We start from the raw sequence: 14,032 nt of genomic DNA, 5'->3' as shown, positions 1-14,032 counted from the left end.
CACCCCCCGCGTCGTCGCCGGCACCACCACCGAGGTGCACGTGCTCGCCCGCCGACTTCGTCGCCGAGGGCACCGGCCCGGTCGGCGACCTCGGCTACGTCGCGACGACGGCCCGGGTCGACGAGCAGCTCGTCTCGGTGTGGACCACCCGGACGAAGGGAGGTGCCTGGCGAGCCGTCAACGCCGCGACCGGCGACGTCGAGGCGAGCATGGCCCGCCGGGCCGGGTCCGCCGCGCTGCTCAGCGAGCCGCAGGTCGGTGCCTGGTACGCGGTGACCAACGACCGGGTCCGCCCGCTCAACGGCGAAGCACGCAAGGTCGTCGGCGGCGGGATGAACCTCGAGGACTACCAGCAGGTCGTCCACGAGCGCTATGCCGACAAGCTGCCGGGCAGCGACTACGACGAGTCAGGCGCCGCAGGGGGATTCGAGCCCGCGTCGGCCCCGGTGACCACTCCCGGGGACGACGCGCCCCCACGGTCCGGGGTGCTCGCCGGCATCGGCGGGATCGGGCTGCTCGCAGCCGGCCTGCTCGTCCGTCGTCGGCGGTCGCACACCTGAACCCAGCCCCTCCCTCTTCGCATCTGCTGAAGGAAATGCGACGGGGGTGCGCACGACCTTAAGCAGATGCGAAGGGTGGTGCGCATCTCCTCAAGGTCGTGCGCCCCGGAGGGTCGCCACCAGGGCATCCACGTCGGCCGCAGGGCATCGCCCCGCCAGACGACGTGGGCGTCGGACCGCACGAGCAGCAGCGCGTGGCCGAAGGCCGGGTCGCTCGGCCACGGCGTGTCGACGAGCTCGACGGGCAGCACCGAGTCGAGCAGCGGGCCGGCCTCGACCGTCGGGTCCAGCCGCAGCAGCGTGTAGGCCGGGCCGAGCCGGTCGAGGATGCTCGTGCCGTCGACCTCGAGGTGCGGCAGGCGACACCCCGGCACCGTCGAGGGCGTGTGCGAGCCCATGTCGTAGGCCGGCGCCTCTTCGCCATCACCGACGATGATCGGCGAGTCGGCGTAGTAGTAGCCGAAGTTCAGCCCCTCGGGAGACATCTGCGGCAGGTTGATGTCGAAGAGCCGCCGCCCCAGACGCCGGCGCAGCAGCCGGCCGACGAGGCTGGGCGAGGCGATGACGGGTGGCACGGAGCGGCCCGACATCGCCGCGAGGTTTTCCTCGACCTTGCTCATGGCAAACCGCGAGACCTGCTCCGTGATCGGCTGCCTCTCGGCCTGGTAGGCGTCGATGATCGCGGGGTCGGCCCAGCCGTCGAGCACCGCGCACAGCAGCCACGACAGGTGCACGGCGTCGGCGATCCCCGCATTCATCCCGTAGCCCGCGAAGGGCACCCAGAGGTGCGCCGCGTCGCCGGCGACGAAGACCCGCCGATCGCGGAAGCGGTCGGCGACGAGTCGGCGCGCGACCCAGTCCTCCTGCCGGACCACGTCGAAGGGGAAATCCGCCCCGACCCCGAGGACGTCACGGATCGACTGGTCGGGGTCGAGGACGTCGAAGTCGCTCTCCTCGGCGGGCAGGGCCCGGTGCACGAGCCACAGGTCCTCGCCGTCGATGGCGACGACATTGCCCCGGACCTTGTGGTTGACGACCCCCGTCATCCACGCCGGCCGTCGGTCGACGAAGAGGTCCTTGACCGCCGGAGTAGCGCAGGGGCGGCGAGACGGCAGAGCTGCGCGTGGTCCACGTCGCCAGGTCGATCCCCCCGAGGACCACGGAGTCCTCGGCCTGGGCCCTGCGCACGGTGATCACCCGGGGCATCGTGCCAGTGAGCGACCGCTCAGCGGGGGGTACGTCGACAACGACATCATCACCTCCGCCGAGCGGCTCGACGGGCGCCCTCGTGGCCCGATGACCACCTCGCGCGCCCGCGCTGGTGGAATACCTCTGGGGGGTATATGGTTGGACCGTCAGATACCCCCTAGAGGTACACCGAGGAGAGGAACCCACGATGAGCGCGACCACCACCGAGTACCAGGTGACCGGCATGACCTGCGGCCACTGCGAGATGTCCGTCCGCGAAGAGGTCAGCGAGATCCCCGGCGCCGAGGTCGTCGAGGTGAGCTCCGCGACCGGCAAGCTCGTCGTCTCCGGTGACGTCGACGACGCGGCCGTCATCGCCGCCGTCACCGAGGCCGGCTACACGGCCGCCAAGGCCTGACGATGAACGCCCCGACCCGTCTCGGTCTCTTCGGTCTCGTCCTCGCGGTCGTCTTCGCGCTCGCCGCGGTCACGGCCCGCGCGGTCGTGCCCGAGGAGACCGCGCGGGGCTGGGCGCAGGAGAGCACCACCCACGGCGGCGAGCACGCCTCCCCTTCGGACGACGGCACCGGTGACGCCGACGACGAGCACTCCGCCCACGACGGCGCCGCCGCACCCGCGGGCCTGTCGCTGGAGCAGGACGGCTACCGCCTCACCGACGTCTCCGCCCCGACCGAGGTCGGCGAGCGCGGCCGCCTCGAGCTGACGGTCACCGACGCCGACGGCGACCCGGTCACCGACTACTCCGTCGAGCACGAGGAGGAGCTGCACCTGGTCGTCGTACGCAGCGACGGCCAGCACTTCCGCCACGTCCACCCGCAGCGCGCCGCCGACGGCACGTGGTCGCTGCCGTGGACCTGGCAGGCGGCCGGCACCTACCGCCTCTACGCCGACACCACCCCGGCCGACGCCGACGAAGGGGTGACCCTCACCTTCACCGTCGACGTCGCCGGCGACGTCACCCCCACCGCGTCGCAGCCGACCCGCTCCGCGAGCGTCGACGGCCTCGACGTCAGCGTCGAGGGCGACCTCGTGCCCGGCGAGGAGTCGCGCCTGACACTGCGGGTCGAGCGCGACGGCGAGCCCGTGACGACGATCGAGCCCTACCTCGGCGCCGCCGGCCACCTCGTCGCCCTGCGCGAGGGCGACCTGGCCTACCTCCACGTCCACCCCGAGGGCGAGGCGCCCACGGCCGCCGAGCCCGGCGGTCCCGAGATCGACTTCGTCACCACGGCCCCGACGCCCGGGCGCTACCTGCTCTACCTCGACGTCAAGGTCGACGGTCAGGTGCACACCGCACCGCTCGTCCTCGACACGGCGGGCAGCAGCCCCGAGGGCAGCACCGCCACCCCCAGCACCTCGCACGGAGGCACCGACCATGACCACTGAGACGGACCCGGTCACCACCTCGACCGTCGAGCTGCAGATCGGCGGCATGACCTGCGCGTCGTGCGCCAACCGCATCGAGCGCAAGCTCAACAAGCTCGACGACGTCACCGCGAGCGTCAACTACGCGACGGAGAAGGCGACCGTCACCGCCCCCTTCGGCACCGACCCGCAGGACCTCATCACGGTCGTCGAGCAGACCGGCTACACCGCGACGCTCCCGGCGGCGGAGCCCCCTTCGTCCGAGGAGGAGGCGCCGCAGGACCGTGAGCTGACCGCCCTGCGCCAGCGACTCATCGGCTCGGCCGTGCTCGCCGTCCCGGTCATCCTGCTGGCGATGGTCCCGGCCCTGCAGTTCGACTACTGGGGCTTCGCCTCGCTCGTGCTCGCGACGCCGGTCGTCTTCTGGGCCGGCTGGCCCTTCCACCGAGCGACGTGGACCAACCTGCGCCACGGCGCCGCGACGATGGACACGCTCATCTCCGTCGGCACGCTGTCGGCCTGGCTGTGGTCGGTCGTCGCCCTCTTCTTCGGCACCGCCGGCGACCGCGGGATGACGCACGCCTTCGAGCTGACGATCTCGCGCACCGACGGCCTCGGCAGCATCTACCTCGAGGTCGCGGCGGGTGTCATCACCTTCATCCTCATGGGGCGCTACTTCGAGAAGCGGTCCAAGCGGCGCGCCGGCGACGCCCTGCGCGCCCTGCTCGAGCTGGGCGCCAAGGAGGTCGCCGTCCTGCGCGGTGGCGCCGAGGTGCGCATCCCGGTCGAGGAGCTGTCGGTCGGCGACGAGTTCGTCGTGCGGCCGGGTGAGAAGGTCGCGACCGACGGCGTCATCACCTCGGGCACGAGCGCGATCGACGCCTCGATGCTCACCGGCGAGTCCGTCCCGGTCGAGGTCGGCGAGGGCGATGCCGTGACCGGCGCGACAGTCAACGAGGGCGGCCGGCTGGTCGTGCGCGCCACCCGGGTCGGCTCCGACACGCAGCTGGCGCAGATGGCCCGGCTCGTCGAGGACGCGCAGTCCGGCAAGGCCGAGGTGCAGCGCCTCGCCGACACGGTCTCGGGGGTCTTCGTCCCCGTCGCCATCACGATCGCCGTCGCGACGCTCGGCGCCTGGCTCGGCGCGGGCTTCCCCGTGAGCGCAGCCTTCACCGCGGCCGTCGCGGTCCTGATCATCGCCTGCCCGTGCGCGCTCGGCCTGGCGACGCCCACCGCCCTGCTCGTCGGCACCGGTCGCGGCGCGCAGATGGGCGTCCTCATCAAGGGCCCCGAGGTCCTGGAGTCCACGCGCACGGTCGACACGATCGTCCTCGACAAGACCGGCACGGTCACCTCCGGTGCCATGACCCTCGTCGACTCCGTCCCGGCGAAGGGGGTGGACCGCACCGATCTCCTCCGGTTGGCCGGTGCCCTCGAGCACGCCTCGGAGCACCCCATCGCCCAGGCCATCGCGAAGGGAGCCGCCGCCGAGGTCGGCGACCTGCCGGGCGTCGAGGGCTTCGACAACGTGCAGGGCCAGGGCGTCACCGGCGTCGTCGACGGACACGCGGTCGTCGCCGGCCGTGAGTCGCTGCTCGCGAACTGGTCGATGGCGCTCGACGAGGAGCTGGCCGCGGCCAAGGCGGCCGCCGAGGCCGAGGGCCGCACGGCGATCGCCGTCGGCTGGGACGGGCAGGCCCGCGGCGTGCTCGTCGTCTCCGACACGGTCAAGCCGACGAGCGCCGAGGCCATCGCCGGGCTGAAGAAGCTCGGCCTCACCCCCGTCCTGCTCACCGGGGACAACCGCGCGGTCGCCGAGCAGGTCGCCGCCGAGGTCGGCATCGACGAGGTCATCGCCGAGGTCATGCCCGCCGACAAGGTCGACGTCGTCACGCGCCTGCAGGGCGAGGGCAAGGTCGTCGCCATGGTCGGCGACGGCGTCAACGACGCACCCGCGCTCGCGCAGGCCGACCTCGGCCTGGCGATGGGCACGGGCACCGACGTGGCGATCGAGGCCGCAGACATCACCCTCGTGCGAGGGGACCTGCGGGCTGCGGTCGACGCGATCCGCCTCTCGCGCAAGACCCTCGGCACGATCAAGGCCAACCTCTTCTGGGCCTTCGCCTACAACACCGCGGCGATCCCGCTCGCGGCGCTCGGGCTGCTCAACCCGATGCTCGCCGGTGCCGCGATGGCCCTGTCCAGCGTCTTCGTCGTGAGCAACAGCCTGCGGCTGCGGGCCTTCCGCGCGAGCGCCTGAGCCCCCTTCGCCGGGTCGCTGTATGTGGGTGCGCTGGGACTCACCCGCATACATCGACCCGCGCCCCCTGCCCTGGGTTGATGTATTCGCGAGCGCTGGGACTCACCCGCATACATCGACCCGGGCCCGATCTAGGGTGACGGGCATGCCGAGTGCCCGCCGCAGCTTCACCCGTGCCGAGCTGGAGTCCTTCCGCGACGCGGAGGTCCCCGACCTCCTGCCGGGCCCCGGCCAGGAGCTGCGGCTGCTCTTCGTCGGGATCAACCCCGGGCTGTGGACCGCGGCGACGCAGACCCACTTCGCGCACCCGGGCAACCGCTTCTACCCGGCCCTGCTGCGAGCAGGCATCCTCACCCGCGCCGTCGACCCCGCCGCCGGCATGACCGACGAGGACCGCGAGCACCTGCGCGAGCGCGGCGTCGGCATCACCAACCTCGTGCGCCGGGCAACCGCCCGCGCCGACGAGCTCACGGCCGAAGAGCTGCGGGAGGCGGCGAGCGCCTGCTGGCCACCATCGCCAGCACCCGGCCGCAGTCGTCGCCGTCGCCGGGATCACCGCCTACCGACAGGCCTTCGGGGTGCGCAAGGCGCAGACCGGCGAGCAGCCTGAGCCCGTCGAGGGCGCCCGGCTGTGGGTCGCGCCCAACCCGAGCGGGCTCAACGCCCACGAGACGGTCGACTCGCTGGCCGTCGCCTACGCCGAGCCCGCCCGCGCCGCCGGCCTCCTCGACTGAGCCGCCGGCCACCTCGACTGAGCAGCCAGCAGCGCGTCTCCTGCAGTTCGCCCCGCCCCGACAGCGCCGCCCCCAGAATTCCGGGCCACACACCCCGCGCAGCCGGCGAACTGCAGGACGACATGCCGCTCGTCAGTCCGTCACCGTCACGTCGACGTGCGCGAAGCCGCCCGCCAGCTCGCGCAGCCGGTCCGCGTCGAGTCGACCACCGGGCGGGAGCACGAAGGCCACGGTCGTCCCCGGGCGCTGACGGTCCTCGACCTCCCGCAGCTCCGAGTCCGGCACGCCGTGGCGGTAGGCCTGGGTCCACGCCCCCTCCGACCGGCGGTTGGTGTGCCGCAGGAGGGGCGAGCTGGCGGAGACGATGCTCATCCCCCGTCGCGGCAGCCCGTCCGGCAGGAGCGGAGCGTCCGGGGCGTCGAAGAACCGGACATCGCGGGTCGCCATGACCGGCTTGCGCACGACCTGCCCCGCCTCGTCACGCCGGGTGTCGGTGCCCCGACCGTCGTCGTCGACCTCGACCAGGTCGCCCTGCACGACGACCCTCACCACACCTCTGCGACGCATGGCCTGCCCCTCGTCGTCGGCATAGGCGATGACCTCGAGCGCGAGGTGCAGGGCGAGCGCGTCACCAAGGGACGCCGCCACCCGCCGCGCCTCGACCAGGTGCTCGGCGTCCACCTCGCGCGACCAGTCGTGCGTCGTCACGCGCCAGGTGTCACGCGACATCAGCCCTGGGCCATCCCGGCGGGCATGAGCACGGCGACGACCTTCCCCTTCGCCACGAGGGTCTCGCCGGCGTGCACGGTCTCGGCGACGACGACCTTGCGCTCGGTGACCTCCTCGATGACACCCCGCAGCTCGAGCTCGACGCCCATCGGCGTCGGCGCGAGGTAGTCGACGTGCAGCGAGGCGGTGACGTAGCGCAGCGCCGGCTCGGTGCCCATCTCGCGACCCTGCGCGCGGTGCCCTGCGGCGGCGGCGCTGCCCGTGCCGTGGCAGTCGACGAGCGAGGCGATGAGCCCGCCGTAGACGTAGCCGGGCATCGCCGTGTGCTCGGGCCGCGGGGTGAAGCGCGCGACGGTCTCCTCGCCGTCCCAGTGCGACTTCAGCTGGTGGCCGGCGGGGTTCTGCGTGCCGCACCCGTAGCAGTGCGCGACGTCGTCGGGGTAGGTGTCCTGGAAGGCGGTGCTCATGTCCGCACGCTAGCCCCACCCCTGCGCGCCGGTCAGCCGACGGCCATCCGCTCCCGCTGGGGCTCGACGACCGGCTCGCGCCGCACGGCGAAGGACAGCACGGAGGCGATGACGCAGAGCATCGCCCCGCCCCACCACGCCCACGTGTAGGCGCCGAAGGTGTCGCGGATGACCCCGGCCCCGAAGGCCGCGAGCGCCGCCCCGATCTGGTGCGCGGCGAAGACCCAGCCGAAGACGATCGTCCCCTGCTCGCCGAAGATCTCCCGGCACAGCGCGGCGGTCGGCGGCACGGTCGCCACCCAGTCCAGGCCGTAGACGATGATGAAGAGCAGCATGCTCGGGTGCACGGCGTCCGACAGGAGCAGCGGCAGGACGAGCAGCCCCACCCCGCGGAAGAAGTAGTAGGCGACGAGCAGCCAGCGCGGGTCGAAGACGTCGGTGAGCCACCCCGAGGCGATGGTCCCGACGATGTCGAGGATGCCCACGAGCGCCAGCAGTCCGGCAGCTGTCGTCTGCGACATGCCGTGGTCGTGCGCCGACGGGATGAAGTGGATGCCGATGAGCCCGTTGGTCGTGGCGCCGCAGATCGCGAAGGCGAGCGCGAGCGCCCAGAAGGCCTTGTGCCGCACCGCGAAGCGCAGCCCGTCGATCGCCCGACCCATGGCGCCGCCGGTCACCTCTTCCGGCGGGACCCAGGTCTGCGGATCAGCGCCGAAGGGGAGGACGCCCCGGTCGTGCGGGTGGTCCCGCATGACGAGCCAGGCGATGGGCGCGACGGCGAGTGCTGCGACCGCGATGACGAGCGAGGCGGGTCGCCAACCGACGTCCTCCGCCAGGGCCGCGACCGGCGGCAGGAAGATCAGCTGCCCCGTGGCGGAGCCGGCGGTGAGGACGCCCATGACCAGCCCCCTTCGCGCCACGAACCACCGGTTGGCGACGGTCGCGGCGAGGACGAGGGCCATCGAGCCCGTACCGGTCCCGATGAGCACGCCCCAGAAGATGTGCAGCTGCCAGGACGCCGTCATCAGGGTGCTGCCGCCGGCGCCGAGCGCGACGAGGGTGAGCGCGCCGGCGATGATCTGCCGCATGCCGAAGCGGTCCATCAGGGCCGCGGCGAAGGGGGCGACGAGCCCGTAGAGCAGGAGGTTGATCCCGACCGAGAGCGACATCGTGCTCATCGACCAGCCGAACTCCTCGTGGAGCGGCACCATGAGCGCGCCCGGGGCCGCGCGGAAGCCGGCCGCGCCGAGCAGCGCGAGGAAGGCGACGGCCGCGACCCACCACGCGGGGTGGATGCGGTGAGGCGTCGAGGTGGCCGGCTCGGTCATCGGGTCTCACTTCGCTCAAGAAAGTTTGCTCGAGCAGCCTAGCCCACGCGCTGAGTCGGTGAGGCTCCTCGAGGTCAGGACGACGGTGCTCGTCGCACGCGCCCGGTCGCCGGGTCGCGCTCGGTGAGGCAGTAGACCTGCCCGTCGGGCGCCCGCAGGACGGTCCACCACGGGAAGACACCCTCGACCTCGGCGCCGAGCGCGACTGCCGTCGGGTCTCCTCGGCGCGGTCCGCGACGGCGAAGTCCGGGTGGGCCCGGACCTCACCGGACTCGTCGTCGAGCCGCTGGAGGAGGACGCGCAGGGCGGCCCCGCCGTCGAGGAAGGCGAACTCGGGCTCCCTCCCCTTCGTCAGCGGCCGCTGCAGCAGCTCGGCCCAGAAGGCGGTCTCGGACTCCCAGAGCCGGGCGGGGATGTCGATGCACACCTGGTCGAGGACGCGAAGGGGGTCACCCCGGTCGATCCGCCCCGGCGCCTCGACGGTGTGGCAGAAGAACAGCCCACCCGGCGAGCGCATCACCGGCACGCCCTCGTACTCCCACTGGGGTCTCGCCCCCAGCCCGAGCGAGCGCCGCGTCGCGCCGGCGCGGTCCGGGTCGTCGAGGTCGAGATGCAGCCGCGGCGGACCGTCGACCGCCTGGAGCTTGACCCACCCCGGGCCGTCGGCCGGCACGAGCGTGACGAAACTGCCCGCGCTCGCCTCGAGGCTCGCTCGCCGCCCACCCGGTCGCGGCCGTCCAGAAGTCCACCGACCTCTCCCACGTCTCGCGCGGGACATCGATGAAGAGCTGGATCCAAGGACCGTCGGAGACCATGGACCCAGCGTGCCGCAAGATGGTCCCGTGCCCCTCGTCATCCGCCCCCGCACCGACGCCGACCTGCCTGCGCTGGGTCGCGCCCTCGTCGAGCAGCAGGCCGCGTCCGGCTACCCGCACCGCGAGCCCCTGCCGATGGCGCCGGAGGACTTCGTGGCCCGGTCCGGCGCACTGGCGACGTGGACCGCCCTCCTCTTCGACGAACCCGTCGGCCACGTCGCGGTGCTGCCGGTCCGCGACCCCGAGGTGAGCCTGGAGCCGGCGCTGTCCCGCCTGTGGATGGCCGGCCACGGCCTGCCGGCCGACCGGCTCGCCGAGATCGGCGTGTACTTCACCGCGACCCACGTGCGCGGCCGGGGCGTCGGCGCCGCCCTCATGCGCACCGCCCTCGACCACCTCGCCGCGCACGAACTGGCCCCGTGCCTCGACGTCATCCCCACCGGCTCGGCCGTCGACCTCTACCGCCGCACCGGCTGGCGAGAGGTCGGCCGCACCCGCCCCGCGTGGCTCGACGCCGACGCCCCCGACGTCGTCGCGATGGTCCTGCCGACGGGCTCCTGAACGGGGGCAGACCCCCCCTTCGCCCGGGGCGGTGTCTCCATGGCCCCACCGGTCCGCGGTCGCGAGGCTGGAGCCATGACACAGGGATGGCAGGACAGGGAACCGCAGGCATGGGCACGAGCAGCGGCATGGGGGGTGCTCGCGTGCGCGCTGCCGTCGGCGGTGTGGCGGCTGCTGATGATCGCCGGCTGGATGCCGGGCACGGAGCCGCTCCGCGTGCTCCACGAGGGCGAAGGGGGCTACGTCCTCGGACTGTCGATCGCCCAGGTCCTCGCCGCCGTGCTCGTCGTCGGGCTGGTGCGCCCGTGGGGTGAGCGCTTCGTCGGCATCGGGATCAACCGCTGGGTGCCCATCGTGCTCGGCACGCTCGGCGGCACGGTGATGACGTGGCTCTTCACCATCGAGCTGTGGCTCGGGGTGCTCGCCGGGCGCCGACCCGACCAGGGCGCCCTCGACGGCATCCCGCTCGCGATCATGGTGTGGGTCTACGCGCCGATGATGCTTTTCGGGCCGCTGACGCTGGCTGCGGTCGTCGGCTACGCGATGCGACGCGCGCCCCGCAACCCCTCGACGACGCCTCAGGGGAGCAGACTGGCAGCATGACCGCACCCCGCGCCGTCCTCGTCACCGGAGCCTCCCGCGGCATCGGCCGCGCGATCGCGACCGCCTTTGCGCGGCAAGGAGATCGGGTCGCCGTGCACGTCCGTTCCGCGGTGGACGAAGGGGAGGCCACGCGCGACTCTCTCCCCGGCGAGGGGCACGCCCTCGTCGTCGCCGACCTCCGCGACGCGGACCAGGCGGCGGGACTGCCGGCGGCGGCCGAGGAGGCCCTGGGGATGCCGGTCACGGTGCTCGTCAACAACGCCGGCATCGCGACGACACCGGCACTCACCCACCCACCCGCGACGACGGATCCGGCTGCGTGGCAACGCAGCTGGGAGGACTACCTGAGGATCAACACCCTCGGCACGGCGATGGTCACGCACGCGATGACCCGCCGGCTCGTCGAGCTCGGGCTGCCGGGGCGGGTCATCACCATCGGCACGCGGGGCGTCCACCGCGGCGAGCCCGACTACCCGGCCTACGCCGCGTCCAAGGCGGCGCTGCACTCGATGGACGCCTCGCTCGCGGTCGCGCTCGCCCCGCACGGCATCGCGGTCGCGACCGTGGCGCCCGGCTTCGTCGAGACCGAGCGGGTCGCCGACCGGCTGGACTCCCCTGCCGGAGAAGCGATCCGGGCGGACTCCCCCTTCGGCAGGGTGGGGCGTCCGGAGGAGGTGGCGTCGGCCGTGGTCTGGCTCGCCTCGCCCGACGCGCAGTGGGCGTCCGGGGCGACGCTCGACCTCAACGGCGCCTCGCACCTGCGGCCATGACCCGCTACGTCGCACTGCTGCGCGGGATCGCGCCGGCACTGCCGCACAACTCCAATGCCGAGCTGCAGGCGGTCCACGAGGGGCTCGGCCTGGAGCGGGTCGGGTCGGTGCTCGCGAGCGGCAACATCGTCTTCGAGACCGACGAGACCGACGTGCCGGAGCTGGAGCGGAGAATCCAGGAGGCGCTCGTCGCGGAGCTGGGCATCGGCGGCGGCACGATCATCCGCTCGCTGGAGCAGCTGCGGGCACTGCTCGAGCGCGACCCCTTCGACGGACTGACGCACGGGCGCGGGACCTATCTCGTCGCGACCTTCCTCAAGGACGGCACCGCCCCCGGCGACGTGCCCGACGACCCCGACCCGCTCGTGCGGGTCGTCGGCTTCGACGAGGCGGCGCGGGCCTATCTCGCCGTCATCGACAACGGCGACCCGGGCAGGACGCCGGACTTCATGCGCTGGCTCGACCGGACCCACGGCAAGGACATCACGACCCGCACATGGCTCACCGTGCAGCGGATCGTGCGCAAGCTCGAGTCGCTCTGAGAGCAGGGGCGGGCGCGGGGCGCCGCCCGGTGCGAGGATCGACGACGTGCCCGAGACGCTGACGACCGACCAGCTGACCCTGCGGACCTTCCGCGACGACGACGCGGACGCGCTCTTCGACCTGCACTCGCGACCCGAGGTGCAGCGTTGGATCGGCGACGGACAGCCGATGACCGACGTCGCCGAGGCACGCGCTTCGATCCCGCGTCGCCGCGACGTGCCCTACCCGCGGCCCCAGGGCATCTGGGCGATCGACCTCGACGACCGCTTCGTCGGGACGCTGCTGCTCAAGCCGATCCCGATCAGCGGCTCGCCCCTCGCGGACGACCCGCGCGACCCCGACCTCGCGCTCGACAGCCCCGAGGTCGAGATCGGCTGGCACCTGCACCCCGACGTGTGGGGTCGCGGCATCGCGACCGAGGCCGCGACCCGCGTCCTCGAGCACGCCGCCGACCTCCCCCGCATCGTCGCCGTCACCCATCCGGACAACGCGCCCTCGCAGCGGGTCGCCCGTCGCCTGGGCATGCGCGACGAGGGGCTCACGGACCGCTACTACGACACGACGACGCGACTCTTCGTCCTCGAGCGCTGACCCCGGTCCTGCTCGTGCGAGGCTCGACGCCATGACCGACCTCGACCTGCGCGCGATCGGCGAGGGCCTCCCCTTCGCCGAGGCGCTCGACGCGCTGCGCACGGCGGTGACCACCCGTGGGGTCGCGGTCGTCCAGGCCCCGCCCGGGTCTGGCAAGACGACGCTCGCTCCCCCGCTCGTCGCCGACTGCGTCGAGGGCCGGGTCGTCGTCACCGGGCCGCGACGGGTCACCTGCGTGCTGCGCGCGCGCCTCGCGCATCTCACCGGGACCGAGCTCGGCGACCTCGTCGGCCACACGGTGCGCGGCGAGCGACGGGTCGGGCCGCGCACGCGGCTGGAGTTCGTGACGCCGGGGGTGCTCGTGCGCCGCCTCCTCGCCGACCCCGAGCTGACCGGCACCGCGGCCGTCGTCCTCGACGAGGTCCACGAGCGCGCCCTCGACACCGACCTGCTGCTCGGCATGCTCGCCGAGGTCCGTCAGCTGCGCGAGCTGCCCGTCGTCGCGATGTCGGCCACCCTCGACGCGCCGGGCATCGCCACGCTGCTGGGCGACGACGACGATCCGGCTCCGCTCGTCGACAGCGAGGGCGCGCTGCACCCGCTCGAGGTGCTCTGGGAGCCGGCGCCCGGCCCGCGGACCGATGCTCGGGGCGTCACCCGGGACTTCCTCGAGCACGTCGCGCGGGTGACCGCACAGGAGCACGACCTCGACCACCACACCCTCGTCTTCGTCCCGGGAGCCCGCGAGGTCGACCGCGTCGTCGAGCTGCTCGCCCGTCTCGTCCCCGGCGCCGAGGTCCTCCCGCTCCACGGTCGCCTCTCCCCGCGCGAGCAGGACCTCGCGATCGGCGGCAGCCCCTCCCCAACCGGTGGCCGCATCGTCGTCTCCACCGATCTCGCCGAGTCCTCGCTGACCGTCCCCGGCGTGCGCCTGGTCGTCGACGCGGCCCTCTCCCGCGAACCCCGCCGCGACGCCGCCCGCGACATGTCCGGCCTCGTCACGGTGCAGGCCTCCCGGGCCTCGATGACCCAGCGCGCCCGGCCGGGCCGCGCGCCTGGGCCCCGGCCGCGCCGTGCGACTCGTCGAGGAGTCGGCGTGGTCGCGCGCACCCGAGCACCGTGACCCCGCAGATCACCGACGGCCGACCTCACCGAGACGGCCCTGACCCTCGCGCCTGGGCTCGGCCCCGCGGCGAGGGCATGGCGCTGCTCGGACAGCCACCCCCGGCGGCCGGCCACGCCGCGGCCGACGACCACCCTGGCGCGGGCTCGGCTCGTGACGACGACGGACGGATCACGACGACGGGCTCGCCGCGACGCGCATCCCCGCCGACCCACGGCTCGCCCGCGCCCTGCTCGACGGCGCCGACTCGTCGGCGCACGCGGCGGCCGAAGTCGTCGCGACCCTCGCCGACGACCTGCGCAGCGACGACGGCGACCTCGACCGGCTGCTCGCCGACCTGCGCTCCGGGCGCTCCCGCGACGCCAGCCGCTGGC

At 73.5% G+C, this 14,032-nt stretch carries 14 protein-coding genes and 2 pseudogenes; 10 read left to right on the top strand and 6 right to left on the bottom strand.

All coding sequences use genetic code 11. From position 1 onward, the window contains the following. Positions 1–397: 397 nt before the first annotated feature. A complete protein-coding gene (locus tag AC2W7J_RS08745; protein ID WP_485982119.1) occupies positions 398–1,606 on the bottom strand; it encodes an FAD-dependent monooxygenase in 1,209 nt (402 codons plus the stop codon). A gap of 350 nt (positions 1,607–1,956) precedes the next feature. On the opposite strand from AC2W7J_RS08745, the gene AC2W7J_RS08740 reads away from it, so the two are divergent. The 4 genes and pseudogenes from AC2W7J_RS08740 (at position 1,957) to AC2W7J_RS08725 (ending at position 6,128) form a co-directional block, all read left to right on the top strand. Further along, the gene (locus tag AC2W7J_RS08740) at positions 1,957–2,166 is read left to right on the top strand and encodes a heavy-metal-associated domain-containing protein (RefSeq protein WP_084449761.1); all 210 of its coding nucleotides are present in this window, start codon (positions 1,957–1,959) and stop codon (positions 2,164–2,166) included. A gap of 2 nt (positions 2,167–2,168) precedes the next feature. Beyond that, positions 2,169–3,155 carry a heavy-metal-associated domain-containing protein gene (locus AC2W7J_RS08735; protein WP_485982118.1) on the top strand — a complete coding sequence of 329 codons (987 nt, stop codon included), beginning with the start codon at positions 2,169–2,171 and terminating at the stop codon, positions 3,153–3,155. Beyond that, positions 3,145–5,394, top strand: a complete 2,250-nt coding sequence (locus AC2W7J_RS08730) for a heavy metal translocating P-type ATPase (RefSeq protein ID WP_485982117.1) — start codon at positions 3,145–3,147, stop codon at positions 5,392–5,394. The genes AC2W7J_RS08735 and AC2W7J_RS08730 overlap by 11 nt, the downstream gene beginning before the upstream one ends. Positions 5,395–5,539: 145 nt before the next feature. Then, positions 5,540–6,128: pseudogene (locus AC2W7J_RS08725) on the top strand (mismatch-specific DNA-glycosylase). Positions 6,129–6,260: 132 nt separating this feature from the next. On the opposite strand, the gene AC2W7J_RS08720 reads toward AC2W7J_RS08725, so the two are convergent. The 4 genes and pseudogenes from AC2W7J_RS08720 to AC2W7J_RS08705 form a co-directional block, all read right to left on the bottom strand. Then, the gene (locus AC2W7J_RS08720; RefSeq protein WP_485982116.1) at positions 6,261–6,857 is read right to left on the bottom strand and encodes an ATP-binding protein; all 597 of its coding nucleotides are present in this window, start codon (positions 6,855–6,857) and stop codon (positions 6,261–6,263) included. Next, positions 6,857–7,324: a PaaI family thioesterase gene (locus AC2W7J_RS08715; RefSeq protein ID WP_485982115.1), complete on the bottom strand. Its 468-nt coding sequence runs from the start codon at positions 7,322–7,324 to the stop codon at positions 6,857–6,859. The genes AC2W7J_RS08720 and AC2W7J_RS08715 overlap by 1 nt, the downstream gene beginning before the upstream one ends. A gap of 32 nt (positions 7,325–7,356) precedes the next feature. Then, positions 7,357–8,652, bottom strand: coding sequence for an MFS transporter (locus tag AC2W7J_RS08710; protein WP_485982114.1), 1,296 nt, complete (start codon positions 8,650–8,652; stop codon positions 7,357–7,359). A gap of 220 nt (positions 8,653–8,872) precedes the next feature. Then, a pseudogene (locus AC2W7J_RS08705) lies at positions 8,873–9,430 on the bottom strand (VOC family protein); the annotation flags it as partial. Between the two features lie 64 nt (positions 9,431–9,494). Between AC2W7J_RS08705 and AC2W7J_RS08700 the strand changes: the two are divergent. From AC2W7J_RS08700 to AC2W7J_RS08675, 6 genes are all read left to right on the top strand, one after another. Further along, positions 9,495–10,028 carry a GNAT family N-acetyltransferase gene (locus tag AC2W7J_RS08700; protein WP_255184588.1) on the top strand — a complete coding sequence of 178 codons (534 nt, stop codon included), beginning with the start codon at positions 9,495–9,497 and terminating at the stop codon, positions 10,026–10,028. 75 nt (positions 10,029–10,103) lie between these two features. Continuing rightward, the gene (locus AC2W7J_RS08695; RefSeq protein ID WP_485982113.1) at positions 10,104–10,631 is read left to right on the top strand and encodes a hypothetical protein; all 528 of its coding nucleotides are present in this window, start codon (positions 10,104–10,106) and stop codon (positions 10,629–10,631) included. Then, positions 10,628–11,401, top strand: a complete 774-nt coding sequence (locus tag AC2W7J_RS08690; RefSeq protein WP_485982112.1) for an SDR family NAD(P)-dependent oxidoreductase — start codon at positions 10,628–10,630, stop codon at positions 11,399–11,401. Before AC2W7J_RS08695 ends, AC2W7J_RS08690 begins: the two co-directional genes overlap by 4 nt. Continuing rightward, positions 11,398–11,943 (top strand): DUF1697 domain-containing protein, encoded by a 546-nt coding sequence (locus tag AC2W7J_RS08685; RefSeq protein ID WP_485982111.1) that lies wholly within the window; start codon positions 11,398–11,400, stop codon positions 11,941–11,943. Before AC2W7J_RS08690 ends, AC2W7J_RS08685 begins: the two co-directional genes overlap by 4 nt. Before the next feature lie 46 nt (positions 11,944–11,989). Continuing rightward, a complete protein-coding gene (locus AC2W7J_RS08680; RefSeq protein ID WP_485982110.1) occupies positions 11,990–12,535 on the top strand; it encodes a GNAT family N-acetyltransferase in 546 nt (181 codons plus the stop codon). A 31-nt stretch (positions 12,536–12,566) separates the two neighbouring features. Continuing rightward, positions 12,567–13,658 (top strand): helicase-related protein, encoded by a 1,092-nt coding sequence (locus tag AC2W7J_RS08675; RefSeq protein ID WP_485982109.1) that lies wholly within the window; start codon positions 12,567–12,569, stop codon positions 13,656–13,658. Between the two features lie 25 nt (positions 13,659–13,683). Here AC2W7J_RS08675 and AC2W7J_RS08670 read toward each other — a convergent pair. Next, positions 13,684–14,032, bottom strand: a 349-nt coding sequence (locus tag AC2W7J_RS08670; protein WP_485982108.1) for a hypothetical protein, incomplete at its 5' end; no start/stop codon positions are given.

This window comes from Janibacter sp. CFPM2_SD2, assembly GCF_057364645.1.
The sequence above is the reverse complement of the archived record's forward strand: the minus strand, read 5'-3'. Positions and strand labels throughout refer to the sequence as shown.

Excerpts from the sequence above, each read along its gene's own strand:
- AC2W7J_RS08675 (WP_485982109.1), top strand. The coding sequence starts at position 12,567 with ATGACCGACCTCGACCTGCGCGCGATCGGCGAGGGCCTCCCCTTCGCC.
- AC2W7J_RS08710 (WP_485982114.1), bottom strand. The coding sequence starts at position 8,652 with ATGACCGAGCCGGCCACCTCGACGCCTCACCGCATCCACCCCGCGTGG.
- AC2W7J_RS08735 (WP_485982118.1), top strand. The coding sequence starts at position 2,169 with ATGAACGCCCCGACCCGTCTCGGTCTCTTCGGTCTCGTCCTCGCGGTC.
- AC2W7J_RS08730 (WP_485982117.1), top strand. The coding sequence starts at position 3,145 with ATGACCACTGAGACGGACCCGGTCACCACCTCGACCGTCGAGCTGCAG.
- AC2W7J_RS08695 (WP_485982113.1), top strand. The coding sequence starts at position 10,104 with ATGACACAGGGATGGCAGGACAGGGAACCGCAGGCATGGGCACGAGCA.
- AC2W7J_RS08690 (WP_485982112.1), top strand. The coding sequence starts at position 10,628 with ATGACCGCACCCCGCGCCGTCCTCGTCACCGGAGCCTCCCGCGGCATC.
- AC2W7J_RS08685 (WP_485982111.1), top strand. The coding sequence starts at position 11,398 with ATGACCCGCTACGTCGCACTGCTGCGCGGGATCGCGCCGGCACTGCCG.
- AC2W7J_RS08740 (WP_084449761.1), top strand. The coding sequence starts at position 1,957 with ATGAGCGCGACCACCACCGAGTACCAGGTGACCGGCATGACCTGCGGC.
- AC2W7J_RS08745 (WP_485982119.1), bottom strand. The coding sequence starts at position 1,606 with ATGACGGGGGTCGTCAACCACAAGGTCCGGGGCAATGTCGTCGCCATC.
- AC2W7J_RS08715 (WP_485982115.1), bottom strand. The coding sequence starts at position 7,324 with ATGAGCACCGCCTTCCAGGACACCTACCCCGACGACGTCGCGCACTGC.
- AC2W7J_RS08720 (WP_485982116.1), bottom strand. The coding sequence starts at position 6,857 with ATGTCGCGTGACACCTGGCGCGTGACGACGCACGACTGGTCGCGCGAG.